The sequence below is a fragment of the Cupriavidus oxalaticus genome, from assembly GCF_038900635.1.
Lineage (GTDB): Bacteria > Pseudomonadota > Gammaproteobacteria > Burkholderiales > Burkholderiaceae > Cupriavidus > Cupriavidus oxalaticus_B.
Map to the genome: position 1 here is coordinate 12,455 of NZ_JAYMRX010000041.1, position 26,155 is coordinate 38,609.

The 26,155-nt window shown below is 66.0% G+C and carries 26 protein-coding genes; 15 read left to right on the plus strand and 11 right to left on the minus strand.

Annotation, left to right across the window (positions count from 1 at the left end; translation table 11 throughout):
- Positions 1–36: 36 nt before the first annotated feature.
- From VSR71_RS33670 to VSR71_RS33690, 5 genes are all read right to left on the minus strand, one after another.
- Positions 37–1,788, minus strand: coding sequence for a PQQ-dependent methanol/ethanol family dehydrogenase (locus VSR71_RS33670; RefSeq protein WP_342917801.1), 1,752 nt, complete (start codon positions 1,786–1,788; stop codon positions 37–39).
- A 217-nt stretch (positions 1,789–2,005) separates the two neighbouring features.
- Entirely contained in the window at positions 2,006–2,815 is an 810-nt protein-coding gene (locus VSR71_RS33675) for an ABC transporter permease (RefSeq protein WP_342917802.1), read from the minus strand.
- A 10-nt stretch (positions 2,816–2,825) separates the two neighbouring features.
- Positions 2,826–4,022 carry an ABC transporter substrate-binding protein gene (locus tag VSR71_RS33680; protein WP_342917803.1) on the minus strand — a complete coding sequence of 399 codons (1,197 nt, stop codon included), beginning with the start codon at positions 4,020–4,022 and terminating at the stop codon, positions 2,826–2,828.
- Entirely contained in the window at positions 4,015–5,019 is a 1,005-nt protein-coding gene (locus VSR71_RS33685; protein WP_342917804.1) for a PQQ-dependent catabolism-associated beta-propeller protein, read from the minus strand. Before VSR71_RS33685 ends, VSR71_RS33680 begins: the two co-directional genes overlap by 8 nt.
- Positions 5,016–5,834, minus strand: coding sequence for an ATP-binding cassette domain-containing protein (locus VSR71_RS33690; protein WP_342917805.1), 819 nt, complete (start codon positions 5,832–5,834; stop codon positions 5,016–5,018). The genes VSR71_RS33685 and VSR71_RS33690 overlap by 4 nt, the downstream gene beginning before the upstream one ends.
- Before the next feature lie 186 nt (positions 5,835–6,020).
- Here VSR71_RS33690 and VSR71_RS33695 point away from each other — a divergent pair, with 186 nt between their 5' ends.
- Both VSR71_RS33695 and VSR71_RS33700 read left to right on the plus strand, forming a co-directional pair.
- Positions 6,021–8,450: a TonB-dependent receptor gene (locus VSR71_RS33695; RefSeq protein WP_342917806.1), complete on the plus strand. Its 2,430-nt coding sequence runs from the start codon at positions 6,021–6,023 to the stop codon at positions 8,448–8,450.
- 716 nt (positions 8,451–9,166) lie between these two features.
- The gene (locus VSR71_RS33700) at positions 9,167–10,390 is read left to right on the plus strand and encodes a polyhydroxyalkanoate depolymerase (RefSeq protein ID WP_342917807.1); all 1,224 of its coding nucleotides are present in this window, start codon (positions 9,167–9,169) and stop codon (positions 10,388–10,390) included.
- Between the two features lie 80 nt (positions 10,391–10,470).
- Here the strand turns inward: VSR71_RS33700 and VSR71_RS33705 are convergent, their stop codons facing one another.
- Positions 10,471–10,878 carry a VOC family protein gene (locus VSR71_RS33705; RefSeq protein ID WP_342917808.1) on the minus strand — a complete coding sequence of 136 codons (408 nt, stop codon included), beginning with the start codon at positions 10,876–10,878 and terminating at the stop codon, positions 10,471–10,473.
- A gap of 35 nt (positions 10,879–10,913) precedes the next feature.
- Positions 10,914–11,543: a LysE family translocator gene (locus VSR71_RS33710; RefSeq protein WP_342917809.1), complete on the minus strand. Its 630-nt coding sequence runs from the start codon at positions 11,541–11,543 to the stop codon at positions 10,914–10,916.
- Positions 11,544–11,621: 78 nt separating this feature from the next.
- Between VSR71_RS33710 and VSR71_RS33715 the strand changes: the two genes are divergently transcribed.
- On the plus strand, positions 11,622–12,947 hold the full coding sequence (locus VSR71_RS33715; RefSeq protein ID WP_342917810.1) for a PLP-dependent aminotransferase family protein: 1,326 nt from the start codon (positions 11,622–11,624) through the stop codon (positions 12,945–12,947).
- A gap of 124 nt (positions 12,948–13,071) precedes the next feature.
- Here VSR71_RS33715 and VSR71_RS33720 read toward each other — a convergent pair whose 3' ends face one another.
- On the minus strand, positions 13,072–13,317 hold the full coding sequence (locus VSR71_RS33720) for a hypothetical protein (RefSeq protein ID WP_342917827.1): 246 nt from the start codon (positions 13,315–13,317) through the stop codon (positions 13,072–13,074).
- Here VSR71_RS33720 and VSR71_RS33725 point away from each other — a divergent pair.
- The 6 genes from VSR71_RS33725 to VSR71_RS33750 all read left to right on the plus strand — a co-directional run bounded on the left by VSR71_RS33725 (position 13,309) and on the right by VSR71_RS33750 (position 18,441).
- The gene (locus tag VSR71_RS33725; RefSeq protein WP_342917811.1) at positions 13,309–13,626 is read left to right on the plus strand and encodes a hypothetical protein; all 318 of its coding nucleotides are present in this window, start codon (positions 13,309–13,311) and stop codon (positions 13,624–13,626) included. The two genes, VSR71_RS33720 and VSR71_RS33725, sit on opposite strands and share 9 nt — an antisense overlap.
- Positions 13,627–13,696: 70 nt before the next feature.
- Positions 13,697–13,948, plus strand: coding sequence for a DUF1488 domain-containing protein (locus tag VSR71_RS33730; protein ID WP_342917812.1), 252 nt, complete (start codon positions 13,697–13,699; stop codon positions 13,946–13,948).
- A 2-nt stretch (positions 13,949–13,950) separates the two neighbouring features.
- The gene (locus VSR71_RS33735) at positions 13,951–14,745 is read left to right on the plus strand and encodes a hypothetical protein (protein WP_342917813.1); all 795 of its coding nucleotides are present in this window, start codon (positions 13,951–13,953) and stop codon (positions 14,743–14,745) included.
- Complete coding sequence (locus tag VSR71_RS33740; RefSeq protein WP_342917814.1) at positions 14,742–16,142, plus strand: MFS transporter; 1,401 nt, start codon at positions 14,742–14,744, stop codon at positions 16,140–16,142. The genes VSR71_RS33735 and VSR71_RS33740 overlap by 4 nt, the downstream gene beginning before the upstream one ends.
- Positions 16,143–16,293: 151 nt before the next feature.
- A complete protein-coding gene (amrS, locus tag VSR71_RS33745; RefSeq protein WP_342917815.1) occupies positions 16,294–17,388 on the plus strand; it encodes an AmmeMemoRadiSam system radical SAM enzyme in 1,095 nt (364 codons plus the stop codon).
- A 24-nt stretch (positions 17,389–17,412) separates the two neighbouring features.
- A complete protein-coding gene (locus VSR71_RS33750) occupies positions 17,413–18,441 on the plus strand; it encodes a TGS domain-containing protein (RefSeq protein ID WP_342917816.1) in 1,029 nt (342 codons plus the stop codon).
- A gap of 355 nt (positions 18,442–18,796) precedes the next feature.
- Here the strand turns inward: VSR71_RS33750 and VSR71_RS33755 are convergent, their stop codons facing one another.
- The 3 genes from VSR71_RS33755 to VSR71_RS33765 all read right to left on the minus strand — a co-directional run bounded on the left by VSR71_RS33755 (position 18,797) and on the right by VSR71_RS33765 (position 20,641).
- On the minus strand, positions 18,797–19,099 hold the full coding sequence (locus VSR71_RS33755; protein WP_342917817.1) for a hypothetical protein: 303 nt from the start codon (positions 19,097–19,099) through the stop codon (positions 18,797–18,799).
- A gap of 135 nt (positions 19,100–19,234) precedes the next feature.
- A complete protein-coding gene (locus tag VSR71_RS33760; RefSeq protein WP_428979488.1) occupies positions 19,235–20,233 on the minus strand; it encodes a tripartite tricarboxylate transporter substrate-binding protein in 999 nt (332 codons plus the stop codon).
- A 186-nt stretch (positions 20,234–20,419) separates the two neighbouring features.
- Positions 20,420–20,641 (minus strand): hypothetical protein, encoded by a 222-nt coding sequence (locus VSR71_RS33765; RefSeq protein ID WP_342917818.1) that lies wholly within the window; start codon positions 20,639–20,641, stop codon positions 20,420–20,422.
- Between the two features lie 326 nt (positions 20,642–20,967).
- Between VSR71_RS33765 and VSR71_RS33770 the strand changes: the two genes are divergently transcribed.
- The 6 genes from VSR71_RS33770 (at position 20,968) to VSR71_RS33795 (ending at position 25,508) form a co-directional block, all read left to right on the plus strand.
- Positions 20,968–21,618 (plus strand): DUF1345 domain-containing protein, encoded by a 651-nt coding sequence (locus tag VSR71_RS33770; protein ID WP_342917819.1) that lies wholly within the window; start codon positions 20,968–20,970, stop codon positions 21,616–21,618.
- 79 nt (positions 21,619–21,697) lie between these two features.
- On the plus strand, positions 21,698–22,546 hold the full coding sequence (phnC, locus tag VSR71_RS33775) for a phosphonate ABC transporter ATP-binding protein (RefSeq protein WP_342917820.1): 849 nt from the start codon (positions 21,698–21,700) through the stop codon (positions 22,544–22,546).
- A 53-nt stretch (positions 22,547–22,599) separates the two neighbouring features.
- On the plus strand, positions 22,600–23,598 hold the full coding sequence (phnD, locus tag VSR71_RS33780; RefSeq protein ID WP_342917821.1) for a phosphonate ABC transporter substrate-binding protein: 999 nt from the start codon (positions 22,600–22,602) through the stop codon (positions 23,596–23,598).
- A 76-nt stretch (positions 23,599–23,674) separates the two neighbouring features.
- Complete coding sequence (gene phnE, locus VSR71_RS33785) at positions 23,675–24,487, plus strand: phosphonate ABC transporter, permease protein PhnE (protein WP_342917822.1); 813 nt, start codon at positions 23,675–23,677, stop codon at positions 24,485–24,487.
- A gap of 5 nt (positions 24,488–24,492) precedes the next feature.
- Complete coding sequence (locus tag VSR71_RS33790) at positions 24,493–25,029, plus strand: phosphonate degradation HD-domain oxygenase (RefSeq protein WP_342917823.1); 537 nt, start codon at positions 24,493–24,495, stop codon at positions 25,027–25,029.
- 5 nt (positions 25,030–25,034) lie between these two features.
- Positions 25,035–25,508 (plus strand): GNAT family N-acetyltransferase, encoded by a 474-nt coding sequence (locus tag VSR71_RS33795; RefSeq protein WP_342917824.1) that lies wholly within the window; start codon positions 25,035–25,037, stop codon positions 25,506–25,508.
- The last annotated feature ends 647 nt before the right edge of the window (positions 25,509–26,155 follow it).

The following is a 26,155-nucleotide window of genomic DNA, read 5'->3' on the forward strand; positions in this document are numbered from 1 at the left end:
CGATGCCAGCGTGCCCGCCCATCGACCGGCCCGCGTTCAGCTCTTGTGCAGCTTGAACACCCACACCGATCCGCCCTGCTCCAGGAAATTCACCCGCTTGGCGACTTCCCCGCCCCACAGCGGCACCGCGCCGCCCCAGCCCGACACCACCGCCACGTACTGCTCGCCGTTGTCTTCCCAGGTGACCGGCGGCGCCACCACGCCACTGCCGGTCTGGAACTTCCACAGCTCCTTGCCGGTCCGGGCGTCGGCCGCCTTCAGATAGCCCTCGGGCGTGCCCCAGAACACCAGGCCGCCGGCCGTGGTCATGGCACCGCCCCACAGCGGCGCGCCGTTCTTCGCCTCCCAGACGATCTTGCCGGTCTTGGGATTGATCGCGCGCAGCGAGCCGATATAGTCCTCGTTCAGCGGCTGGATGGTGAAACCCGCGCCCAGGAAAGCGGCGCCCTTCTTGTAGCTGACCGGCTCGTTCCAGATATCCATGCCCCACTCGTTGGCCGGCACATAGAACAGGCCGGTCTGCGGGCTGTAGGCCATCGGCTGCTGGTTCTTGCCGCCGAGGAAGCCGGGCGCGGCGAACACGGACTTGCCCTTCTTCGCGTCGGTGTTGGCGGCCGGATCGCCGGGACGGCCTTCGCTGATGAAGTTGGGCCGCCCGGTCTTCAGGTCGATGCCGCTGGCCCAGGTGATCTTCTTGACGAAGGGAAAGGCGTTGACCAGCTTGCCGCTGCGCGCGTCGTTGACATAGAAGAAGCCATTGCGGTCGGCCTTGCCGCCCATCCGCTTGCCATCGAGATCGAAGGTCACGAACTCATTGACCCCATCGAAATCCCAGCCGTCGTTCGGGGTGTTCTGGTAATGCCAGACGATCTTGCCGGTGGCCGGATCGATCGCCACCGTCGACGCGGAGTAGAGATTGTCGCCCTTGCGGATATGGCTGTTCCACGGTCCCGGGTTGCCCGTGCCGAAGTACACCAGCCCGGTGGCCGGATCATAGGTGCCGCCCAGCCAGGTGGCAGCGCCGCCGGTCTTCCAGGTCTCGCCGGGCCAGCTGGCGTTCTCGGCGCCGGTCATGCCGATCTCGGTCTTGTTGCCGTCCTTGTCGTACTTGTAGCCCATGTGGCCTTCCACCACCGGGCGCGACCACACCAGCTGCCCGGTTTTGGCGTCGCGCGCATCGACGCGGCCGACCACGCCGAATTCGCCGCCCGAGATGCCGGTCAGCACCATGCCCTTGACGATCAGCGGCGCAGCCGTGTACGAATAGCCGGCGGCGTAGTCTTCCAGCTTCTCCTTCCACACCACCTTGCCGGTCTTCTGGTCCAGCGCCACCAGCTGGGCATCCAGCGTGCCGAAGATGACCAGGTTGTCGTAGAGCGCCGCGCCGCGGTTGACCACGTCGCAGCACGGCATGATGCCTTCGGGCAGGCGGTGCTCGTATTTCCACAGCTTGGCGCCGGTCTTCAGGTCGAGCGCGTAGATGCGCGAATACGATGCCGTCACGAACATCTTGCCGTCGTGGACCAGCGGCTGCGCTTCCTGACCGCGCTGCTTCTCGCCGCCGAACGAGAACGACCACGCCGGCACGAGGTTGCCGACGTTCTTCGTATTGATGCGCGCCAGCGTGGAATAGCGCTGCCCTTGCGGGCCCATCCCCCACGACAGCACGTCGCCGGGGCTCTTTGCGTCGTTCTCGATCATGGCGTCGGTCACCGCCGCCTGCGCGACCAGGCTGGCCGCGGCAGCCGCGACTGCCGCGAGCGCCTTCACTGCTCCTGACGTCCTCATTGCCTTCTCCTCTGTTGTTTTGGTTTCCCACCGGTGCGCCAATGCGCCAACACCAGACATGCACCTGACACGCACACGGCAATTCCCATGCCAATCGGATTTCCGCGCCCGACGCCAGGATGCGGCCGCATTGCGCGCCGGCGGCCGTGTCAGCACGCAACACTGCGTTGCATCTGCTCCAGATCTGAACAGCCGTGCATGCCGGCGCGCGGCCCGGTCATGCCTGCCCACGGCGTGCCATGCCGCGCTGCGGGTCGTAGCCGTGCAGCGCCAGCGCAAAGAACACCGCCGCGCAGCCAGCCACCACCGCCAGGCTCAGCGGGGCCGCCTGCCCGTACAGTGAGAAACGGATAGCCTCGACCGCATGCGTAAAGGGGTTGAAACGCGCGAGCTGATAGACGATCTCCGCACCCGATTCCTGCAGCTTCCACAGCGGATACAGCGCCGAGCTGACGAAGAACATCGGAAAGATCACGAAGTTCATGGTGCCGGCAAAGTTCTCGAGCTGGCGCACATGGACCGACAGCAGCAGTCCCAGCGCACCCAGCATCAATGCCGCCAGCGCCATGGCGCCGCTCGCGGGCAGCAGGTGCAGCGGCTCGAAGCGGATGCCGAAGATCATCGCCACCAGCAGGAACGCGGCCATCTGCAGCAGCGACAGCACCATGCCCGCGGCCAGCTTGCAGCCGAGCAGCCAGCCGCGCGGCAACGGCGCGGTCAGCAGCAGCCGCATCACGCCCATCTCGCGGTCGTACACCATCGCCAGCGAAGACTGCATGCCGTTGAACAGCGCGATCATGCCGAGCAGGCCGGGCGCCACGTAGACCTTGTATTCGATGTAGGTCTCATATGGCGGCGCGATCGCAACGCCGAGCGCGTTCTGGAAGCCGGCCGCGAACACCAGCAGCCACAGCAGCGGCCTTACCAGCGACGACAGCAGGCGCCCGGGCTGGCGCAGGTACTTGCGCAGCTCGCGCCCGCAGACAGCACGCAGCGCGCGCCAGCGATGGATCAGCACGGTAGCCATGGGTGGATCCTTACGAGGACGGGGCGCGGCACGCGGTGTCGGCTTCATCCGCGCCCAGGGTGTCGAGGTTGTTCTTCGGGTGCAGCACGCCTTCCACCGGCGCCACGGCAACCACGCCGTCCGGGTGAGCCAGCATGACCGGTTGCCGCAACTGGCGGTCCCATGGCCGGAACGACAGCGGCGGGCCCTTGAAGCCGTCCATCACCACCTTGCCGGTGACCAGGGCTTGTGCCTGCGCGGCAAAGCCTGCCGTGGGCTGCCTTGCGACGCTTTCCGCGATCGCCTTGACGGCCATCCACGCAGCCCAGTCGTGGCCAGTCATCGGGCGCCCCGCCGCGCGCGTGAAGCGCCGGTTGAGCTGCGGCCCCCCATTACGCTCCCAGGCCCAGTGCCAGGCCTGCGCGCCCAGGCCGCTGGCGCCCACCACGGGGCGCGGCAGCTGCGTGGCATAGGGCACGCCGCGGGCGAATTCGCCATCGGCATCGGCGACCACCACCACGTCATGGTCGGTGCCGCTGGTCAGCAGGTTCAGATTGGCCTGGTCGCGTTCGCGCGGATCGTTGGACAGCCTGAACGCCCGTTGCGCCGACCACGCGATGCCGAAGCGCCGCGCGGACCTGACCAGCGCGTCACGCTGCGCCGCGTCGCCCGCTGACGGGCCGCTCAGCAGCAGGGCGCGGCGCCACTTGCGCAGCGCCAGGTATTGCATCAGGGCATCGGCGCGCATGCGCAGGCTGGGCAGCGTGTGCAGCAGCACGGGGGAACAGGCGACGCCGCGCAAGTCGTCGTCATCGGCCGAGACGTTGAACAGCAGGGCTTCGCCGGGCCTGACGGCGGCGGCCGCCTGCCTCACCGCCGCGGCCGGCAGGTCGAGCAGGATAAAGCGCGTGCCCTGCCGCGCCAGTGCCGCGACCATCGGCCCGACCTCCGCTTCGCTGCGTGCTTCCTGCGCATCGAGCCCGAGCGACTTGCCCGCTGCCTCCAGCGCAAAGCGCACCTCTGCTGCCGCAACCTGCGCGCCGTCCAGTGCGCGGCCGTGGGGCTGCCCCGGATAGCGCTGCGCAAGCCGGCGGGCCTCATGGCGCGGGTCGCCGGCCAGCAACACCACCGCCAGGCGCACCTCGTCGGCGTGGGCCGCCCCGGCCCCGCCTGCAAGCAGGCCCAGCGCGGCAACCAGCGAGAGGCAGCAGCGCAGGCGTTCAGTCATCGATCGCCACCGAGTGCGGCACCCGGCCCACCTTGAGGGTTGCCGTCGCCTTGCTGCTGGCGGTATCCACCACGCTGACGTCGTCTGACAGGCCGTTGGCGACATAGAGCCTCGCGTTATCGCGGCTCAGCGCCAGCCCCCATGCGCGCCGGCCGACCAGCACATAGTCCAGCACCCGGCGCGATGCCACGTCCACCGCCGCCACGTGGTTGGCACGCCCAAGCCCGATGTAGGCACGCGTCCCATCGCTGCTGGCCGCCATCCCCACCGGGGTCACATCCCCGGCGCGAAAGCCCCGCGGCGCGAAGTGGATGGTATGGGCCACCTCCAGCGTATCGGTACGGATCACGCTGACGCTGGCGGACAGCTCGTTCGAGACCCACAGCTCCTTGCCGTCGCGCACCAGCAGCAGCCGGCGCGGCCGGTTGCCCACCTGGATATTGCTGACCACCTTGCGTGTGGCCACGTCGATCACGTGGACCAGGTTAGCCACCTCCGAGGTCACGTATACCCGCTTGCCATCCGCACTGACCTTGACGCCCTCCGGCTCCTCGCCCACCTTGACGGCGAACACGCGCTTGCCCGAAGCGGTGTCGTAGGCCGACAGCAGGCCATCCTCTTCGTTTGAGACATAGAGCATGCGCCCGTCCCGGCTCAGGTCGAACATCTCCGGGTCGTCGCCCACCGGCAACGAAGCCAGCGTCCTGCGGCTGGCCACGTCGACCACGTCGACGCGGTGGTCGTCGCTGCAGGCCACATACAGGCGCGCGCGATCGGGCGAGAGCTGCAGGTGGCGCGGCCGCTTGCACTGGCGCCACACAGCCAGCAATTGCCGACTGCGCGCATCGAAGGCGGCGATTGCATCGTCCTTCTCGCTCGACACGAATACGTGGCCACTGGCCACGCGCGCCGCTTCGGCCAGTCCGGCGCCCACCAGCAGTGCCGTCACCAGCAGCAGCGTGATGGCAAACCATTTTGGCGATGGCATCCCGTTCATGCTGGCACGCTCCTTTCGGTGTTGCTGGCAGAAGCGGCCGGAGCCCGCGTCATGGCCAGGAAAGCGCTCTCGAGATCGCCGCGCCCTGCCACGCCGCGCAGCGCCGCCGGCGTGCCGTCGAAGCGCACGGTGCCGCGGTCCAGCACGATCACGCGGTCGGCGTGCTCCACCTCCTGCACCAGGTGCGTGGCCCACAGCACACCGGCCTGCGCCTGCGCGGTCAGCCGCCTGGCATCGCTGACCAGCTGCGCCCGCGAAGCCGGGTCAAGCCCCACGGTGGGCTCATCCAGCAGCAGCAGCGCCGGTTCGTGCAGCAGCGCGCGCGCCAGTTCCACCTTGCGCCGGTTGCCGCCGGACAGTTCGCGCACCGGGGAGCGCGCCCGCGCGGCCAGGCCGAAGGCATCAAGCAGCCGGGCGATGCGCTGCGCGGCGACGAGGCGCGGCAGCCCGTGCAGATCCGCATGGAAGCGCAGGTTGGCCAGCACCGGCAGGTCCAGGTCGATGGCCGGCTGCTGGAACACGATGCCGAGGCGCGCCAGCGCGCGCACGGGATCGCGCCGCATATCGTACGCATCGCGCGTGTCGTCCATGCCGCTGCCCATCACCGTCACGCGCCCGGCATCGGCGATGAACAGGCCACTGAGGATCTGGAACAGCGTGGTCTTGCCCGCCCCGTTGGGACCGAGCAGCGCCACGAACTCGCCGCGCCGCACTGCGAGCGAGACCCCGTCCAGCGCCACGCGGGCGCCGAACGCCTTGCGCACGGCCTCACAGCGCAGCGCCAGCGGCGCCTGGGTAGCGGTGATGTCAGTCAATGCCGTGCTCCTGCGGATGGTGGTCGGCGTTGGTGGTCGGCGATCCGGCCCTGGCCGGGAGCTTTCCCGATGCCCGAGGTACGGAACCTGCTCCATACGCCCTCAGCCAGTTCAGCCAGTTCAGCCAGTCCGATTTCAGGTGCCGCCCGATGCAGGCGGCGCCGTGTACGCCCGAGGAGATGCAAGATGCCAGCCAGCCCGTTCCCTGCCCCGCAAGAGCAGGCTTTCCGCCATGCTGCGGCCCGCCGCCGCTGCGTTGCCACGGCCATCGCCCTGGCCGTGACGCTGCTGCTGCAGCGGCCCGCTGTTGCACAACTGGACACCGCTGCTCAAAAACAGGACAGCGCTGTGCTGCCCGAAGTGCTGGTAGTCGCCGCGGCGCCGCTGCCGGGCATCGGCGTCGCCAGCGACCTGGTGCCCTACACCGTGCAGACCGTGCGCGGCGATGAACTGAACGGCACCCGCGCCGGCAACCTGGCCGACTACCTCGCCCGCAACCTGGCCGGGGTCAACGTCAACGACATCCAGGGCAGCCCGTTCCAGAGCGATATCACTTACCGCGGCTTCCGCGCCTCGTCGATCCCCGGCGTGCCGCAGGGACTGTCGGTCTATCTCGACGGCATCCGCATCAACGAGCCGTTTGGCGACGTGATCAGCTGGGACATGATCCCGGAGGCCGCGCTCGCCGGCGTATCGCTGGTGTCCAGCGCCAATCCGGCCTATGGCCTGAACAGCCTGGGCGGCGCGCTGGCCATGACCACCCGCTCCGGGCTGGACTCGCCGGGCGTTACCGCCGACCTGTCCTATGGCAGCGGCAGCCGCAAGCGCGCGGACCTGTCGGGCGGCGTGCGCAGCGAAGGTGGCTGGCACGCCTTCGCCGCCGGCACCCTGTTCCAGGAGCACGGCTGGCGCGACCATTCGTCGGGGCGGCTCGGCAACGTCTTCGCCAAGGCCGGCTATGAGGGCGAGACCAACAGCGTCAATGTCTCGCTGCTGCACGGCCGCAGCACACTGACCGGCAACGGGCTGGTGCCGTCCTACCGGGCCGACGGCAGCGCGACATTGCCTGACATCTACCAGTCGAACCGCCGCGCCGTGTATACCTACCCGGACCAGACCCGCAACCAGGTGACCCAGGTCGCCGTCAACGGCCGCCACTGGTTCGACGACAAGACCAGCGCAGCCGCACTCGCCTACGTGCGCAACAGCCGCCGCGACACCACCAACGGCGACGTCAACCCCGCATACGAGGCCTATGCCGAAGACTGCGAAGACGGCTTCAATGACGACGGCAGCCCGCGCGGCGGCGACTGCGGGCTGACCCGCGCCGAAGGGGCGGCGCTGCATCCCGCCGTGGTCAACACCACCCATATGCGCCAGCAGACCGTCGGCATGGCGCTCAGCCTCGCCAGGGAGACCGAGCGCCACGTACTCAATGCCGGCGTCAGCCTGGACCGCAGCCGGCTGACCTATTCCCAGTTCGAGCAGCCCGGCACGTTCACCGCGGACCGCGGCGCCGTGGCCGACCCGGCCGAGCCAAATGCGCTGTTCTCCGGCGTCAGCGGCAACGCACGCACCTTCGGCGCCTACCTGTCCGACACCTGGTCGCTGACACCGAGCACCTTCCTGACGGCGTCGGCGAGATGGAATCTCGCGACCGTCAGCAATACGCTGCGCAACAGCGACGGCAGCGAGCAGCCGCGCGAAAGCTTTACCTACCGCCGCCTCAATCCCGCGCTGGGACTGACGCAGAAGCTGGGCGGCGGCGTCACGGTATTCGGCGGCTACGCGCAGAACAACCGCGTCCCCACCGTGCTGGAGCTGGGCTGCGCCGACCCCACGCGCCCGTGCCGCCTGCCGGCCGGGCTGCAGGCCGACCCGTACCTGAAGCAGGTGGTCTCGCATGCCTATGAAGCCGGCGTGCGCTGGCGCCCCGGCAAGGACACCGAGGTCACCGCCGCGCTCTATCGCATCGACAACCACGACGACATCCTGTTCCTGCGCGCGCCCAACACCCGGCTCGGCTATTTCGCCAACTTCGACCGCACGCGCAACCAGGGGCTCGACCTGAGCGCGCGCCAGCGCGTTGGCGACGTCACGCTGCGGCTGGCCTACAGCCACCTGCAGGCCACCTACCAGGCGGCCGGCCAGCTGGCGGTCGGCGAGCGCACCATCGAGGTCCGGCCCGGCATGCGCATGGCCGGACTGCCGCGCCACACGCTCAAGCTAGGTGCCGACTGGCAGGCACTGGCCGGGCTGTCACTGGGCGCCGACCTGGTCGCCGTATCCGGCAGTGTCGCCAGCGGCAACGAGGACGGCCTGCGCAGTGATCCGCAGCCGGGCCAGCCGCCCAGGACCGCCGACTGGCACGTGCCCGGCTATGCCACTGTCAACTTGCGCGCCGCGTACAAGGTGAACAAGCGCTTCGAGGTCTATGCGCGCGTGGCCAACCTGTTCGACCGGCGCTACGAGACCTACGGGCAGGTGGCGAACAACGTGTTTCCCGGCGGCAGCCTGGTGCAGCCGCACGTGGCACCCGGCGATGCCGCGACGGCGTTGTTCGTGGCGCCGGGGGCGCCGCGCAGCGTCTGGGTGGGGCTGGTGTACCGGATGTAGGGGATGGGCCTCAAAAAAGGCGGGTCAATATCCAACGGCGAAAAGAACATGGCTCAGAACGATCATTGACTGACCCAGCGAACGCACATGCCTGTTTCAGAGATTTACAAATTGCACGGACCTCAGCGCTAACAGCAGTGGACCTCGGGAAAGCAAACGCCGCTTTGCTGTGCCCTGGAACCAACGCCAGACGACATCAACTGGTGCGTCAGCCACTTTCGCCGAAAAACAGCTATGCAAGGCGTTGCAGTAGGGTTTAATCGAATGTGTTACTGAATGTAAATAACGTAACTTGGATGCATGTTGATTAGCTGACCTTGCGATGCAATGTCAGTAGCCCTGAATAGCGGGGACGCCATGCAGCATTCCAATCCATTCACGTGCGGCCTGAGCCGTACGCTTGCATCCGGCCGCGGCAGCCGGACCAGCCGTCCTGGCAAGACGCACGCTGCCCACGCTCAGGCAATCCGAAATCGACGTCACCTCGGGCGTGCCCGGCACCTCGCGGCGCACCACCGCACGCATTCATCCGGCCGACCCGCGTTACAAGCCTGCCGCCAGCCCGCCCACGTCGAGCAAAGCCGTTCCTGCCGCTGTCCGGCGCACCCTGTGCGCTGAAGCGATCGCGGCCTTGCGCCAACAAGAAGCCCTGCCCGGTTGCCGGACCGGTCCCGGGAACAACGCAGCAACCAATTTTTCAGAGGACGGGCTTTGCCATGGCGCTCTATGCTCTGCGTGAACTCACGCTGCAGTCGGTCGGGCCGCTCGGGGCCATGATCGAAGCAGGCCAGCGCGCCGTCGGTTTCTGGGGGGAGTCCATCGCGTGGCTGCCAGGGATGCGCGAGACCGGCGCCGCGCTTGATCTGTTCACCCGGCTGACCAAGTCCTACGGGAAACCTCGCTTCGCCATCGAGGAAGTCATCGCGTGCGGGCAACGGGTGGCGGTCACCGAGACCGTGCTGATCGAGGCGCCCTTCTGCCGGCTGCTGCATTTCAGGAAGGACATGCCATGCCCCGGTCCCCGCGTGCTGCTGGTGGCGCCGCTATCGGGCCACTACGCCACGCTGCTGCGCCCAACGGTCGAAGCATTGCTGCCCGGGCATGATGTCTACATCACCGACTGGACCGATGCGCGCATGGTCCCGCTCGACGCCGGCGGCTTCGACCTTGGCGGCTACGTCGACTACCTCAAGACGTTCATCCGATACCTCGGCGCCGGCACGCATGTCGTGGCGGTATGCCAGCCGGGGGTCCCGCTGCTCTGCGCCGTCGCCCAGATGGCCGAGGACAACGAGCACGCCCAGCCCCGCTCCATGACGCTTATCGCCGCGCCGATCGACACCCGCGTCAGCCCGACGGCGGTCGACCTGTTCGCGCAGAAATATTCGCTGCCATGGTTCGAATCGAATGTCATCGAACGGGTACCCGACAGTTACCCCGGACGCGGACGCCGGGTCTATCCGGGCTTCCTGCAGCTTGCTGGCTTCGTCTCGATGAACGTCGCACGCCACACCGGTGCGCATCTTGACTATTACCGCCACCTGGTCGACGGCAGGCAGCACGAGGCCGCCCGGCATCGCCAGTTCTATGACGAGTACAACGCCGTGCTCGACGTGCCGGCCGAGTACTACCTGGAAACCATCCAGAAGGTTTTCCTTGAGCATCACCTGTGCCGCGGCTGCATGGAAGTCGGCCAGCGCCGTGTCCACCCCGAAGCCATCACAAATGTTTCGCTGCTGACCATCGAAGGCGGCGAGGATGACATCACCGGCCGCGGCCAGACCGAAGCGGCCCACGCACTCTGCGCAGGACTTTCCGCCGACAGGAAAGAACACCTGGTCGTTGACGGCGTGGGTCACTACGGGACGTTCGCCGGCCAGGGATTCAGGCAATCCATCCTGCCGGCCATTACGCGGTTCATTCAACGGTGCGCGGACTGAGCGCAATGTCACATGCTCGGCAGAAGCGGCCCTGACCCGGCGTCGTCGGTGCCGGTCGGTCCCCGTGAACAGAGCAGCCCTCAGGCATCCGCGATATCGCCACGACAGACGATGTGCACCTTGTTGCCATCCGGGTCGCGCAGGTAGGCGCCATAGTACCCATGGCCATAGTGTGGACGCGGCCCGGGTTCTCCCTCGCCGCTTCCGCGCATGGCCAGCCCTGCCGTGTAAGCCGTGTCGACGGCCGCGTGCGACGGCGCGGCAAATGCGACCATGCTGCCGTTCCCGGCAGTGGCGACATTGCCGTCGAAGGGGAGGTAGACATAGAACCTTGGCAGCGCCCGTCCTGGGCGCACCCAGCATGCCGCGGCAGGCCCGCCGTCCGCTGCTACCACCCGCCGTACCAGGCCGAGGGGGATAAGCACCGCATCATAGAATGCGGCGGAACGCTCCAGATCGGCGCACCCGACCGTGATGTGGCTGAACATTGGGGTCATCCTTGCTTGTTGCCGCGCCTTGCTGATCAGGCCGGACGCACCATCACGATCAGACGGAGAGCCAGCACCACCAATACGGTGGCGAGCCCCAGTGATTGCAGGCGAGCGACCTTCGGATTGCCATCCAGGAAGCGGTGGACGGCGCCGCTGCCCACGCCGAGGGCGGCATGGAACACGATGGCGATCGCGGTCAGCACGCCCCCGAGGATCAGTAATTGCCGGGCAACCGGCCCATGGCCCGGCACGACGAATTGCGGAAGGAACACCACGAAGAACAGCAAGGCCTTGGGGTTGAGCAGGCTGTTCAGCATGGCACGCGCGAACACGGCTTTCAGCGTCGCCTGCGACACGACGGCCCCGCCTGGTGCCGCCGGGGCCTGCAGGCACTTGTAGGCCATCCACAAAAGGTACACGGCCCCGGAATAGCGAATGACGTCGAAGGCCGCCGGCATGCTGCCGACCACGGCCGCGATGCCGGTCGCGGTCAGTATCGTCAGTACCAGATCCGCCGCGCCAATGCCTAGCGCCGAAGCCACGCCGCCGCTCCAGCCGTAGGTCACGCCATGCGTGAGCACGAACATCATATTGGGTCCCGGGGACATCAGCAGGAACATCACCGCCACAGCGAATACAGAAAGGGTTGCCAGATCCGTCATGCCTGCTGCCTGTTGGTTGAATGCTGGTAGAGTAAGACCATCAACTGATACAACCAAAAAATTGTTCTAGATACAACCATGGCCAGGGCGCGATACAAGTCGATCATGGATCGGATAGCGACGCGCATCCGCGTGGGCGAACTTTTACCGGGCACGCAGTTGCCCACAGTTCGCGCGCTGATGCAGGAGCATCGCGTCGCGCTGGCCACGGCCTTGCGGGTATATGGCGAACTCGAGGCGGTCGGGCTGGTGGTCTGCGAGCCTGGCCGTGGCACCTTCGTACGCGATACCTCGCTGCCGCGCGGGCTGGGGCTGCAGCAGCATCCGCTCAAGGCCGGTGCGGTGGACCTGACCTTCAATTACCCCTCTCTGCCGGACCAGGTAGAAATATTGCGGGAGGGCCTGCGCAGCCTGGCCGTGTCGGGCGATCTGGATGCCCTGCTGCATTCGGCGCCCCAGGGCGGCCGGCCGCACGAGCGGCAGACCGTGGCCAGGCATTTGCGGAACCGGGATATCCGCGTCGGTGGAGACCAGGTACTGATCGTCAACGGCGCCCAGCAAGGGTTGGCCGTGACCGTCATGGCCCTGTTCAAGCCTGGCGACGTACTGGCCGTCGATGCCCTCACCTATCCCGGCATGAAGGCGCTGGCGCATGCGCACCAGTTGGATCTCGAGCCGCTGCCACAGCCGGCCGGCCGCACTGACCTCGATGCCCTGGCCGCGCTCTGCAAACGGCGGCCCGTGCGGGGCGTCTATACGATGCCCACGCTGCACAATCCGCTGGGAACGGTCATGCCGGAGGAGGATCGCGCCCACCTGGCGTTGCTTGCCGACGCGCACGATTTTCTGATCGTAGAGGATGGCGCCTATGCCTTCCTGGCCGAGCCGTCGCCGAAACCGGTGTTTACCCATGCCCCGCATCGGACCATCTATGTGTCGGGCCTTTCAAAGAGCGTGGCGTCCGGATTGCGGTTTGGATTCGTCGCGGCGCCCCACGCACACATTCCCGCCCTGGAACAGGCCATTCGCGTCTCCACCTGGAATACGCCTTCGCTGACCGTCGCCCTGGCCTGCCGCTGGATCGAAGCGGGTACGGTGGATGCCCTGGAAGACCGCAAGCGCAACGACGCCAGGCAGCGCCAGGACCTCGCCCGCCAGATACTGCTAGGCTGCACGGTCATTGCCAACCCTTGCTCCTATTACCTTTGGCTGGAACTCGGCGAAGGCTTGCGTGCCGACCGTGTCGTCGCCGAACTTGAGCGCAAGGGGGTTTTGGTGACGACCGCCGAGCCATTTGCCGCAACGCCTCACGTCCCTCATGCATTGCGGGTGGCGCTGGGGTCAATTGGACTGGGAACATTGCAGCGGGCGCTTTGTGAAATCCGGGCCGTAGTCGGGCAGTGATCAATCGCCGAGTGCCGCTTTCATGCGGACAGTCATGAAAGTCATGTTGTTAATGCATCTAAGCGCGTATGCTGGAACTGCCATCTTGGCAAGCAACGCACCAGGAGCACTCCATGGCCAAGAGTCAACTACGCAGCACTCGCGAACCGAAAAAGCCCAAGCAGCCCAAGAAGCCGCCAGTGCCGGCAACCCCGTTCAGCACGGTCCATTCGAGGGTCGGGAACGAAGGTGTCGCCAAGAAGAAGACGTAAATCGGTTGGCCGCGGATACGCGGCACAGTGATGACACGCAAATTGTAATGTTCACCAAAAGGAATTGATATCTCCACATTGAAAGCGCAGACCGCTTCGGGAGGCGCATCATGATCCATTACAACACGGACCCCACTTTTCACGGGCTTCCGCTCACTGCCGAGCAAGACGCGGAAATTCGTCACTACCTGAAGAGGAAGGCCAGGCTGGGCAAGCCATGGAATACCCCTGAGCTGCGCGGGATGCTTGAGGACATGCTGCTGCCGCCGAGAACCGAGGACGAAAGCCAGAGCGACATCCCGCGCGACGCAGTGGCCGCCGCAGAACGCGCCGCCGCGTTCGTCGACCAGGACATGGAGCCAATCGAGGCGTTTGAGGAATTGCATGCCGCGATGGAAGCAGAGAGCATGAAAGGGAATACGCACTAGCGGAGCGCTCCGCGCTGGTAGTGAGCGTAGCAGCCCGGTCCGGTCAGGGCGTGGAGCGCAGGACGACAACATGGCACTTAGCTTCCCAAACCCCAGCCGCAGCTATGATGAGTCCAGACATGGCGTGTGGTTCTGGGGTTATGACAACGCACGCGAAATTTCCTTCCTTGTGGACGACCGCGTACTGATGAATTTCGACGCCGCGCTCGGCTCTGACGAAGCTGGGGTGCTGGCCTCCTTTGACCGGCATCGCAATGAGATCCTGAAGATGGCCATGGCGCTCTATGCCGAGGGGCCGCAGACTCTCTACCTGCTGCAATAAGAATGCGCGCCTGCCGGCAAGCCCGCCCTGCCGCCAGGGCTGCCGCGGTCTGGTTGCTGGTGGCGGCCATGGCCGCCGGGGCCTGGCTGCTGCCGCGCATCGCCCAGCCGCCGCAATATCATCGCTTTGCCGACCCTTACGTCTGCTTCGGCACGCCCCACTGCCTCGATATCGGCTCGAACCTGCTGTTCCTGCTCGCGGGCGCGGCCGGCCTGCGCTATCTGGGCACCTCCGCCGCCAGACGTGCATTTATCGTACCGGCCGAGGCCTGGCCTTACCGGGTACTTTTTCTCGCCATCTTCCTCGTGGGCCTGGGCTCGGGCTATTACCACCTGGCCCCGGACAACCAGCGGCTGGCGTGGGACCGGGCTCCGCTGGCGCTCGCGCTGATGTCGTGGCTGGGCGCCAACGTGTGCGAGCGCGCCAGCCTGAAGGCCGGCTGGCGGCTGCTGCCGCTGCTGCTGATCGCGGGGCCGGCCAGCGTCGGCTACTGGGCATGGAGCGAAGCCCGCGGCAGCGGCGACCTGCGCCCTTACCTGTTGATCCAGGCCTGCGCCATCCTGGTGGTGCCGCTGCTGCTCTGCCTCTATGCACCGCGCTACACTGGCGACCGGGATGTGCTGGCCATCACCGGCTGCTATGTGCTGGCCCTGGTGTGCGATGTACTGGACCACCAGATCGCCGCGCTGACGGGACTGGTCAGCGGGCACACGCTCAAGCACGTGATCGCAGCGCTGGCCGCCTATGGCGTCGTGCTTCGGCTAAAGCGGCGCCGCATCGTGGAGGAAGGAACATGACCGTGCCCGAATCGCTTGGCCAGGCTCGCGCGCCCCGCGTGCCCGCTGCCCTGGGTGCCGACGTGCGGCCGCGCGAAGTGTGGGCATGGGCCATGTACGACTTTGCCAACTCGGGCTACACCACGGTGGTCATCACCGCGCTGTTCAATGCCTATTTCGTCGCCGTCGTGGCCGGCAATGCCCCGTGGGCCACGCTGGCCTGGACCGGGGCGCTTTCCCTCTCCTATGCGCTGGTGGTGCTCACCGCGCCGTTCGTCGGCGCGTACGCTGACCTGCGCGCAGCCAAGAAGACACTGCTTGCCGTGACGACGGCGGGTTGCGTGGTATTCACCGGCCTGCTCTATTTCGCGCAGCCCGGCACACTATTCCTGGCCATCTTGTGCGTGGTCCTGTCCAACCTCTTCTTCGGCAGCGGCGAAAACCTGATCGCCGCCTTTCTGCCGTCGCTCTCCACCGCCCGCGCCCTGGGCAGGGTGTCCGGCTGGGGCTGGAGCCTTGGCTATATCGGCGGCCTGGTCACGCTGGGCGCATGCCTGCTCTATGTCAACTGGGCCAGCGCACGCGGCGACACCGCCAGCCAGTTCGTGCCCGTCACCATGCTGATCACGGCCGCCATCTTTGCCCTGGCAAGCCTGCCGACCTTCCTGCTGCTGCGCGACCGTGGCGTGCCGCAGGTCGCTGCGGCGGCCGCGCCGGCTGGCGAACAGGCCATCGGCTCGGCCTGGGCCAGAGTCTTGCAACGCCTCGGCCACCTGCGCCAGTTCCACGACCTGCGCCGATTCCTGCTATGCACCGTGTTCTACCAGGCCGGCATCCAGGCAGTGATCACGCTGACCGCCATCTATGCCAACCAGGCCATGGGCTTCACCATGCAGCAAACCCTGACCCTGGTGCTGGTGGTCAACCTGACTGCAGCGGCCGGTGCCTTCCTGTTCGGGCCCGTGCAGGACCGCATCGGCCACGTGCGCGCCATTGCGCTGACGCTGCTGGGCTGGATCCTGACCATCCTGCTTGCGCATGCCGCGCGCGAAGCGCCGCTGTTCTGGCTCGCCGCCAATGTGGCCGGCCTGTGCCTGGGCGCCGCCCAGGCCGCCGGACGGGCCATGGTCGGACTGCTGGCCCCGCCCTCGCGCGCGGCAGAGTTCTTCGGGCTCTGGGGGCTTGCGGTCAAGCTGGCCTCGATCGCCGGGCCGCTGACCTATGGCATGGCAAGCTGGCTGACGGGCGGCGATCACCGCCAGGCGCTGCTGGTTACCGGCAGCTACTTCGTCGTCGGGCTGGGGCTGCTGTGCGGGGTCAACACCGTGCGCGGGCGGCGGGCCGCCTTGCGCGCCGAGCGAAAGGTGGGGCTGGAAAACACATACGGTACCGCCACAGCCGGACCCGCTTGCCGGTAGGAGCGCGCACCGCGGTCTAGAATGAAACTGCCCTTTGGCGATTGAGTCGCTTTGCCCAGGCGCTGGAATGATGGCGCTGGCCCGATGGCCAGGCTGCTGCGCACGTGCTGCGCTTTACCCGCCCGAAAATGCGCGTCAGGAAGGATATGCCATGACGGCAATCGAACAGCCCTCTCCGGGACCGTATCCGGGTCGCTACTGGCATTTCCTGGACGACGGCCGCATGCAGTGCGACCTGTGTCCGCGCCACTGCCGCCTGCATGACGAGCAGCGCGGCGCCTGCTTCGTGCGTCAGCGGCTTGGCGACCGGATGCTGCTGACCGCCTATGGCCGCTCCTCCGGCTTCTGCATCGACCCGATCGAAAAGAAGCCGCTCAACCATTTCTACCCGGGCAGCGCCGTCCTGTCGTTCGGCACGGCAGGCTGCAACCTGGCCTGCAAGTTCTGTCAGAACTGGGACATCAGCAAATCACGTGAAATGGAAACAATGGCCGCGGCAGCCATGCCCGAAGCCATTGCCGAGGCGGCGGCGGCCCACGACTGCAAAAGCGTGGCTTTCACCTATAACGACCCGGTGATTTTCGCCGAATACGCGATGGACGTTGCCAATGCCTGCCACGAACTGGGCATACAGGCGGTGGCGGTGACCGCCGGGTATATGGGCGAGCAGGCACGACGCGATTTCTATAGCAGGATGGATGCGGCAAACGTCGACCTGAAGGGCTTTACCGACGCCTTCTATGTTGCATTCACCGGCGCCCATCTGCAGCCGGTGCTGGATACGCTCCTGTACCTGAAGCACGCAACCAAAGTCTGGTTCGAGATCACAACGCTGCTGATTCCCGGCAAGAACGACGGCGATGAGGAGATCCGCGCAGAGGCCCGGTGGATCGCGAGAGAACTTGGCACCGACATCCCGCTGCACTTTACGGGGTTTCATCCCGACTACAAGATGCGCGACGTGCCGCCGACGCTGTTCTCCACGCTTGCGCGTGCCCGCAAGCTCGCGATCGATGAGGGGCTGCGTTACGTGTACACCGGCAACGTCCACGACACTGAAGGCGCAACCACCTGCTGCCCCGCCTGCCGTTCACCGCTGATCGTGCGCGACTGGCATGCGATCGAGAGCTATCGCCTCACGCCCACCGGAACCTGCCCCGACTGCTTTGAGCCGGTCGCCGGCCGCTTCGGGCATTTCGAGCATCACTTCGGGCGGCGCCGGATTCCCGTGCGGATCGGAGCGTAGCCCCGCGGTGCAGTGCTGACGCCCATGCCAGCAAACCTCACTCCCGAGTACAAGCAGGCCGAACAGGCCTTTCGGCTGGCACGCCAGCCGCGCGAGCAGCTCGAATGCCTCAAGGAGATGCTCCGTGTCATCCCCAAGCACAAGGGGACGGAGCACCTGCAAGCCGATATCAAGTCGCGGATCAGGGAACTGACCCAGGAGTCCGCGGGCCACGGGAAGGCGGCTCACCGGGGGCCATCACATGCGGTGCATCCCGAAGGGGCGGCACAGCTCTGCCTGATCGGCCCGTCCGGCGCGGGAAAATCCAGCCTGCACGCGCGGCTGACAGGATCGGACAGCGAGGTCGGGGCCTACCCCCACCCGACCCAATTGCCCGTTCCCGCCATGTTGCCATTCGAAGACATTGCATTTCAGCTGGTGGATCTGCCGCCTGTCTCAGCCGAATTCATGCAACCCGGGCTTACCGACATCGTGCGGATGACAGACGGCGTACTGCTCGTAATCGACCTGAGCGCGCCGGACTGTACTGAACAGCTGGCACTGATTCTCCGGCGACTCGCCGAAGCAAGGATTAACCTGTCGGAGCGCTGGCCGGGCCAGGCGGACAGTCCAGCGGCATCGGCAGCATCGCCGGCATCGGCGGCAGCTGATTCCTTCAGTGTTCACCTCCCTGCGCTGCTGCTGGCCAACAAGGCCGATCTCGCGAACCCGGAGGACGCGGCCGTGCTTGAAGACCTGCTCGGCGTACATTTTCCGGCGCTTGCAACCTCGGCAACCCGCGGACAAGGACTGGCCGAGATCGGTCCGTTTCTTTTCAGGGCCCTGAGCATCGTGCGTGTCTACACCAAGGCACCCGGGAAACCCGTCGATCACAGTCGGCCTTTTGCAATGCGCAGCGGCGACACCGTACTGGATGTCGCCCTGCGGGTGCATCCGGATCTCGCGCGGACATTCAGATTCGCCCGCATTTGGGGGAGCGGCAAGTTCAGCGGGCAGCACGTGGGCGCCGATCAGCCGGTAGCCGATCGAGACGTGGTGGAACTGCATTCATAGGCATATCGCTGGCACGGCCGGATTCACGTTGACCTGTTCGGAGGCCGCCCTATAATCAACCTGCTAGCTGAGAGACGCCCTGACAAGGCGAAGGTAGGCCGGCGAAACGATCATGCTTCCTGGACGATTTTCCGGTTGAAGCATGATTGTGCAGGCCCCATATGCCTGCAGGTCCGAGCCGGATCATGAGTTGCTGACCCGGTTCGGACGCCCCCGATGGCTGGAAGCACTGAGCACCTGTAGCAGGTGCTTTTTTGTTGGGGCATAGGAGTCACGTTGACCGCTGCACCTTGCAGCGGCCGCACTCACTCCCCACTAGAGCGCACCAGAGCGATTCCGCCAGGGCCATAAGCCCCTAGATATCGGGAGCGAGCAGGACTCCACTTTTCACGGTGTGGATCAGCGTGAGGCGATCTTCCACGGCCTTGCGCAGGACTTCGCGTCCCCTGAACGGATCCGTCAGGTAACTGGCGTACTGGCTTGCCCGAATCTGCACCTTGAGGCTCATCATCGTCGATCCGCATTCCGGCCATGTCACCATGAACGCCGGATGGCCGTCTGCGCATTCAACGAAAGCCGTGTCAGGCGAGGCAAAACAGGAGTCGGCGCCCTGGGCCAAAAACTGGAGATCCTTGTCCTTGAACTCGTAAGTTGCCATGTCTTTCTCCCATCGCGCGGAAGATCGTGGCTTGGACATCATCAATGCGGGCAGCAGCCAGATCTGCTCACTCCCATGGTAATACGCCTGGCGCTTCCCAGGAGATGTGCCGACGCGCACCGTGTCCGCGCGCGCTCAGTCGGCCTCGACCTTCATCGTCTTCAGCAGCGGTTGCCACTTGTCGCTTTCGGCCTTGAGCCAGGTCTTCAGCCCTTCCGGCGTCTGCTTGTCGGCGGGCACGATCTCGGCGCCCAGGTCATCGAGGCGCTTGGCCACCACCGGATCCTTCAGCGCCTGCTGCAATGCCTTGGTCAGCCGCGCCACCACGGCTGGGGGCGTGCCCCTGGGCGCGTAGACCCCATGCCAGACCTTCATCGAAAAGCCCTTCAGGCCGCCTTCCTGCAGCGTCGGCGCATTGGGCAGCGCCTTGATGCGATTGGGAGTGGTCACGCCATACAGCTTGACGCGGCTGGCGTTGATATGCGGCAACGTCGAGGTGGTCTGGTCGCACAGCAGGTCGACCTGGCCACCCAGCAGGGCCGTCATCGCCGGACCCGTTCCCTGGTATGGAACAGCGGTCATCTTGACGTGCACTGCTTCCTCGAACAACAGGCCGCACAACTGCGACACCGCGCCGAGGCCGGCATTGGCCAGCGAAACCTTGTCCTTGTTCTGCGATACGTACTTCACCAGTTCAGCCGCATTGGCGGGCGGCAGATCCTTGCGGCCGAGCAACGTCATCGGCACATCGGCAACCTGGCCGATATATTCGAAATCCTTCAGCGGGCTGTATGACAGCTTCTTGTACAGCGCCGGCGCGGTGGCCATGCCGTTGTGATGGATCAGGATGGTGTAGCCATCCGGCTGTGCGCGCGCCACGAACGCCGCCGCGACGGTCCCGCCGGCGCCGAGGCGGTTTTCCACCACCACGCTCTGGCCCAGGTCTTTGGCCATCGCCTGGCCGAGTGCGCGAGACACGACATCGGTGGGCCCGCCCGCCGAGAACGGCACCACCAGCGTGATCGGCTTGGACGGATAGGCATCCGCAGCCTGCGCCCCGCCGGCGAGCGCCAGGCCCAGCGCTCCGACCACCATCCATTGCCAAGCCCTGCCCTGCACTGCTTGCGTCACCATCGTTGCCGTCTCCATGCTGCCGGCACCCGTGCGCCGGTCTGTTATCGATCGGCGCCAGATTGCAGGACCAGGTTACGGCTGGCTATCCGGATTTCCCGAACGGAGCGTACGGCAAAACCGAATGCCCGGTGAAGATCGAAGGGACTGGCAGGCATGACGCGGCGGCAAGCCCCGCATGGCAAGGCGTCACCGGCAGGCGTGAGCCTCTTTTGCGCGGATGCGCCCGAGCGCCTTGAGGAAACGGTAACCCTGGAGCGTGACCTGCGGACGGCTGACGCTGGGCCCGACCCGTTCCAGCGTAATCAGCTGGTGCGCGAGCAGCGCTTCCACATCGGTCCGGTCCAGCTCGGGTGGGTCGCTGCTGTCGTTGACAAGGACCAGGGTGGCAAACTCGTGATGACTCAGCACAGGCGTCTCCTCGGCAAACATGGGTAGTGTGTTGCAACGGGACTGCGCTAGCGCCCTCTGAGGTCGGGTCTGGTGGTGCAGACCCTGTGGGTTCGGGGCGCCTAAGATTGGCTGGCGACGCTTACCTTTTGCGCCGCGAACGCCCATCTTAGCCGGTCGCCCGGAACTGTTCAATGCCGGATGCGGAAGCAAGAGCCGCCGCGTTATCCTCGCATTGCCCAGCCAATCGTCGCGCGCGCGACATGTCGATGCGGCGGCAATGCCCGACCGGTTGGTCGGTATGCGATCTGGCAGTCAGGGCCTGATGACGGAGACCAGCTCCAGCCATGCACACACCTTCTTCCATTGCCATCGGCAAACGACTCGCGCCGCCGCGCTTCCTGGTGTGCGGCGCCATCCTGATCGTCGCGACCGGCGCCGCGGCAGCGCTCGGCGCGCAGCTGCGCATCGCGCTGCTGATCGGCTTCGATATCGCCGCCCTGGTCTTCCTTGGCGCCGCGCTGCCGCTGTTGCGCGCCGACGCCGCCGCGATGCGGCGCACCGCCGAACTCAACGATGCCAACCGGCCCGCATTGCTGGCCATCACCGTGCTGCTGTCGATGGTCATCCTGGTGGCGATCGGCACGCTGGTCGCGCGCCCCGGGACGCCGCACTGGCTCGACGTCGCGCTGATCGTCGCCACGCTGATCCTGTCCTGGCTCTTCGCCAATACCGTCTTCACGCTGCACTATGCGCATCTCTTTTACCTGCAGTCGCCCGCCGGCGACCGGCGCGGGCTTGAGGTGCCCGGCGTGAGGGAGCCCAGCTACTGGGACTTCCTGTATTTCAGTTTTACGCTGGGCATGACGTTCCAGACGTCGGACATCACCATCCATGGCGCGCATATGCGCAGGGTGGTGCTGGCGCACTGCATGGCTGCGTTCCTGTTCAACATGGGCATCCTGGCTTTCACCGTGAACGCCCTCGGCGGCTTGTAGTTTCGGATCGTCCGACCTTCATCTGTCTGACATATACGCCCTCCAGAATCCGTGACGTCATTCAAGCCACGGAGTCGTCATGACCCACACAATTGAAGTCCGCGGGCTTTCCAAATCGTTCCGTGCGGACCGCAAGGCGCTTGACGAAGTCACGCTGAGCGTTGCCCCCGGCGAAATGGTTGCACTGCTGGGTGCCTCGGGATCGGGCAAGTCGACGCTGCTGCGCCATATGGCCGGCTTCGTCACCGCCGATGCCGGCGAGATCCTGGTCAACGGCCGCCCGGTCCAGCGCAATGGCCGCCTGGCCCGCAACGTGCGCCAGGTGCGCGGCGAGATCGGCTTCGTCTTCCAGCAGTTCAACCTGGTGGGCCGGCTGCCGGTGATCACCAATGTGCTGGTCGGCATGCTGGCCCGCATCCCGAAATGGCGCAGCCTGTTTCGCATCTTCAAGGCCGATGAACTGCGCGCCGGCCTCGATGCACTCGCCCAGGTTGGTATAGACGACTATGCGTTTCAACGCGCCTCGACGTTGTCCGGCGGACAGCAGCAGCGCGCGGCGATCGCGCGCACGCTGGTGCAGAACGCGCGCGTGATCCTGGCCGACGAACCGATCGCCTCGCTCGACCCGGAATCCTCGCGCCGCGTGATGTCGCTGCTCACGCAGATCAACCGCACGCGCAAGGTGGCGGTGGTGGTATCGCTGCACCAGGTGGACGTGGCCATGCGCTACTGCCCGCGCGTGGTGGCGCTGCGCCACGGCAAGGTCGTCTATGACGGCCCCTCGGCGTCGCTGACGTCGGCCATGCTGCGCGACCTGTACGGCACCGAGGCCGACGAGCTGCTGCACGATGCCGCAACGGATGCGGACCAACCCGCCGCGGCAATGCCCGCGCCGGCGATGGTCACGATGAACCTGGCGGCAGCCTGAGCGCCGCCCTTGACCGCAGTCTTCCCCCAAAGCTTTCCCAATCGGAGTTGTCCATGCTTCGCAGAACCTTTGTCGCCGTCGTCGCTTCCGGCCTCGTCGCCCTGCCGGCCCTGCCCGCCTTTGCCCAGGACGCCAAGACCCTGAACATCGGCTTTATCTCCACGGAATCGTCGTCGAACCTGAAGGCTGCCTGGCAGCCGCTGATCGACGATCTCAGCAAGACGCTGGGCGTGACGGTCAAGCCTTTCTTCGCCTCGGACTATGCCGGCATCATCGAAGGCATGCGCTTCAACAAGGTCCAGATCGCCTGGTTCGGCAACAAGTCCGCCATGGAAGCGGTGGACCGCGCCAACGGCGAAGTGTTCGCCTCGGTCATCGACAAGGACGGCAACCCCGGCTACTGGTCGCTGCTGATCGTCAACAAGGACAGCGACCTGAAGAGCGTCGAGGACGTGATCAAGCGCGGCAAGGAACTGAGCTACGGCGCCGGCGATCCCAATTCGACCTCGGGCACCGCGGTGCCGGGCTACTACCTGTGGACCGCCAACAAGGTCGATCCGAAGACCCTGTTCAAGGCCGTGCGCATCGGCAACCATGAAGCCAACCTGCTGTCGGTGCTGAACAAGCAGGTGGACGTGGCGGTGAACAACACCGAGAACATGGAGCGCTACCGCATCAACACCGGCAAGAATCCCTATGACCAGCTGCGGGTGCTGTGGAAGTCGCCGCTGATCCCGGCCGACCCGATGGTCTACCGCAAGGACCTGTCGCCCGAGCTGAAGAAGAAGATCCAGACCTTCTTCGTCAACTACGGCAAGGGCACCGACGCCGCACGCGAAAAGCAGGTGCTGGCCGCGCTGACCTACCAGGGCTTCCGCCCCTCCAGCGATGCGCAGCTGGTGCCGATCCGCCAGATCGAACTCGCCCGCGAGAAGGCCAAGATCGAGACCGACACCACGCTGGCCGCTGCCGACAAGGACAAGCGCCTGGCCGACGTCTCGCGCCGCCTGGCCGAGCTGGACAAGGCCGCCGCGGCCACCGCCGCGCAGTAAGCTGCGCCTTGCACGGGGCCGGCCTGTCGCCGGCCCCGTGCCGTTTCCTCACTCCCTGCTTCAAACCGGATTGCCCATGACCGCCACTGCCACGCCCGGCCTGCCCCCGTCGTCTCGAAACCCTGTCAGGCCGCCGCGCACGTCCCTTGCCATGATGCTGACCTGGGCGGTCGTGCTGGCCTTGCTCGGCCTGTCCTGGCAAGGCGCCGACATGCGCCCGCTGGACCTGCTGCGCGACTCCGACAACATGGCGAAATTCGCCGCCGAATTCTTCCCGCCAGATTTCCGCGACTGGCGCCACTACCTGGACGAGATGCTCGTCACCGTGCAGATCGCGCTGTGGGGTACCGCCATGGCGGTCGCGATGGCGGTGCCGCTGGGGTTGCTGTGCTCGGCCAATATCGTGCCGGCGTGGGCCTACCAGCCTGCGCGCCGCGTCATGGACGCCTGCCGGGCCATCAATGAGATGGTGTTTGCGATGCTCTTCATCGTCGCCGTCGGGCTGGGACCGTTCGCTGGCGTGCTGGCGATCTGGATCCACACTACCGGCGTGCTGGCCAAGCTGTTTGCCGAAGCGGTCGAGGCGATCGACCCGCGCCCGGTAGAAGGCGTGCGCGCCACCGGCGCCGGCCCGATCGAAGAGATCGTCTACGGCGTGATTCCGCAGGTGCTGCCGCTGTGGCTATCGTTTGCGCTGTACCGCTTCGAGTCGAACGTGCGTTCGGCGTCGGTGGTGGGCATCGTCGGCGCCGGCGGCATCGGCTCCGTGCTGTGGGAAATCATCCGAAGCTTCCAGTATGGGCAGACCTGCGCGGTGATGCTCATCATCATCCTGTTTGTGTCGGCCATCGACATTATTTCGGCGCAGATCCGCAAGGTGCTGGTGTGAGCAACATGCTGACGATCGAACGCATCGAAGCCCTCTTCGCCAGCCATGGCACCGAATGGTATGGCGGCGAGTCCATCAGCCAAACCGCCCATGCGCTGCAGTGCGCGCAATTGGCCGAACAGGCCGGCGAACCCGATGCGCTGGTCGTGGCAGCCCTGCTGCACGACATCGGCCACCTGATGCTGGCCGAAAGCACCACCACCGACATGCGCCACCAGGAGGCCGCCGCCGACGCGCTCGCAGCGCTGTTCGGCGAGGATGTCACCGAGCCCGTGCGGCTGCACGTCGCCGCCAAGCGGTACCTGTGCGCGGTCGACCGCGCCTACTTCGACACACTGTCGCCCGCTTCGGTGCAGAGCCTGGCGTTGCAGGGCGGGCCCTATGACGCAGCCCGCGCCGAGGCGTTCGCCGCCAGCGCCCACGCCGACGCCGCGGTGCGCCTGCGCCGATACGACGACCTGGCCAAGGTGGTCGACCTGGCCACACCGCCGCTGGCCCACTATCTCGCTATCGCCGCGCGCTGCGCGCGCGCTCCTTTGTGAATGGCATGAACGGATTGCAGGACGCGGCCGGAGCCGTGCTCGCGCTACGCGAGGTACGTGGTTCTGACGCCGAACTGCGGCACCTGTCGGCGCTGCTTGCTGCCATGGACGGCGAGCCGCCATTGTCGCTGGAGACGATGCGCGAGCGGTATGCGACCATGCGGCGCTATCCGGACTATCGTTGCTACATGATGGTGGATGCTGACGGGATACCGCTTGGCACCTTCAGCCTGCTGGTATTTCCTGTCATGGTTCACGACGGGCGGCCCGAGGCCATCGTCGAAGCCGTCGTGGTGGCGCCGCACGCGCGCGGTATGGGCGTTGGCAAGGCGATGATGCGGGAGGCCATGCGGCTGGCCCGGGAGGCTGGGGCTGGCAAGCTGGCGCTTTCGTCTAATGCGAGGCGGTTACAGGCGCATCGGTTTTATCGGGGGTTGGGTTTTGTTGAGCATGGGGTTAGTTTCAGTATTGGGCTTTGAGGGGGTCGTTGGTTTGACATGCTGTCGGCTGTTGAAGCGTTGTGGGTGCTGTTGGTTGTGACATGCTGTCGGCTGACGAACGGCCTGGTTCCACCTCCTGGGCCGATCACCTTTTGTCCTCGCTCCCACCGATGATTCGCGCCTGGCCGATTTTCTCCGGTTCTTGATTCTGGCCGCCAGCCGGGCCAACGAAGCGGCGAGCATGTCCTGGCCGGAGCTGGGTCTGGCGGATCGGACCTGGCCGATCCCCGCCTGCGCATGAAGGCCAAGCGGGCGCACCGCGTGCCGCTCGCAGACACCATGCTGGAAATTCTCAAGGCCCGCCAGCAGGCCCGCACCGACAAACCACCTGGCGTTTCCCGGCAAGGCCGGCTACAGAAAGAGACCGGCTTTTCCAATTTGCCCTAAGACTCCTAAATGGCATGGCGGGAACCCTCCCCCGGCAGCTATTTTCAGCTTAAACAATTTCGAAATCAGATTTCGTTGACGCGAAATCATTTTAGGAATTGTCCCATATCTTCCTTAGGGATGGTGTTCAAAACAACGTCCGCAGCGCCGAGTTGACCGTGAGAGCGTGGCCAAGTGAGTTCAATGAGCGATTCCCCTCGACTTCGATGCGAGATTCGGTGCGCGCTTGGGCGTTATCG

Bases quoted from the DNA above. Each gene is read 5' to 3' on its own strand.
- VSR71_RS33670 (WP_342917801.1), bottom strand. From the start codon at position 1,788: ATGAGGACGTCAGGAGCAGTGAAGGCGCTCGCGGCAGTCGCGGCTGCC.
- VSR71_RS33675 (WP_342917802.1), bottom strand. From the start codon at position 2,815: ATGGCTACCGTGCTGATCCATCGCTGGCGCGCGCTGCGTGCTGTCTGC.
- VSR71_RS33680 (WP_342917803.1), bottom strand. From the start codon at position 4,022: ATGACTGAACGCCTGCGCTGCTGCCTCTCGCTGGTTGCCGCGCTGGGC.
- VSR71_RS33685 (WP_342917804.1), bottom strand. From the start codon at position 5,019: ATGAACGGGATGCCATCGCCAAAATGGTTTGCCATCACGCTGCTGCTG.
- VSR71_RS33695 (WP_342917806.1), top strand. From the start codon at position 6,021: ATGCCAGCCAGCCCGTTCCCTGCCCCGCAAGAGCAGGCTTTCCGCCAT.
- VSR71_RS33700 (WP_342917807.1), top strand. From the start codon at position 9,167: ATGGCGCTCTATGCTCTGCGTGAACTCACGCTGCAGTCGGTCGGGCCG.
- VSR71_RS33705 (WP_342917808.1), bottom strand. From the start codon at position 10,878: ATGTTCAGCCACATCACGGTCGGGTGCGCCGATCTGGAGCGTTCCGCC.
- VSR71_RS33710 (WP_342917809.1), bottom strand. From the start codon at position 11,543: ATGACGGATCTGGCAACCCTTTCTGTATTCGCTGTGGCGGTGATGTTC.
- VSR71_RS33715 (WP_342917810.1), top strand. From the start codon at position 11,622: ATGGCCAGGGCGCGATACAAGTCGATCATGGATCGGATAGCGACGCGC.
- VSR71_RS33725 (WP_342917811.1), top strand. From the start codon at position 13,309: ATGATCCATTACAACACGGACCCCACTTTTCACGGGCTTCCGCTCACT.
- VSR71_RS33720 (WP_342917827.1), bottom strand. From the start codon at position 13,317: ATGGATCATGATGCGCCTCCCGAAGCGGTCTGCGCTTTCAATGTGGAG.
- VSR71_RS33730 (WP_342917812.1), top strand. From the start codon at position 13,697: ATGGCACTTAGCTTCCCAAACCCCAGCCGCAGCTATGATGAGTCCAGA.
- VSR71_RS33735 (WP_342917813.1), top strand. From the start codon at position 13,951: ATGCGCGCCTGCCGGCAAGCCCGCCCTGCCGCCAGGGCTGCCGCGGTC.
- VSR71_RS33740 (WP_342917814.1), top strand. From the start codon at position 14,742: ATGACCGTGCCCGAATCGCTTGGCCAGGCTCGCGCGCCCCGCGTGCCC.
- amrS (WP_342917815.1), top strand. From the start codon at position 16,294: ATGACGGCAATCGAACAGCCCTCTCCGGGACCGTATCCGGGTCGCTAC.
- VSR71_RS33750 (WP_342917816.1), top strand. From the start codon at position 17,413: ATGCCAGCAAACCTCACTCCCGAGTACAAGCAGGCCGAACAGGCCTTT.
- VSR71_RS33755 (WP_342917817.1), bottom strand. From the start codon at position 19,099: ATGGCAACTTACGAGTTCAAGGACAAGGATCTCCAGTTTTTGGCCCAG.
- VSR71_RS33760 (WP_428979488.1), bottom strand. From the start codon at position 20,233: ATGGTGACGCAAGCAGTGCAGGGCAGGGCTTGGCAATGGATGGTGGTC.
- VSR71_RS33770 (WP_342917819.1), top strand. From the start codon at position 20,968: ATGCACACACCTTCTTCCATTGCCATCGGCAAACGACTCGCGCCGCCG.
- phnC (WP_342917820.1), top strand. From the start codon at position 21,698: ATGACCCACACAATTGAAGTCCGCGGGCTTTCCAAATCGTTCCGTGCG.
- phnD (WP_342917821.1), top strand. From the start codon at position 22,600: ATGCTTCGCAGAACCTTTGTCGCCGTCGTCGCTTCCGGCCTCGTCGCC.
- phnE (WP_342917822.1), top strand. From the start codon at position 23,675: ATGACCGCCACTGCCACGCCCGGCCTGCCCCCGTCGTCTCGAAACCCT.
- VSR71_RS33790 (WP_342917823.1), top strand. From the start codon at position 24,493: ATGCTGACGATCGAACGCATCGAAGCCCTCTTCGCCAGCCATGGCACC.
- VSR71_RS33795 (WP_342917824.1), top strand. From the start codon at position 25,035: ATGAACGGATTGCAGGACGCGGCCGGAGCCGTGCTCGCGCTACGCGAG.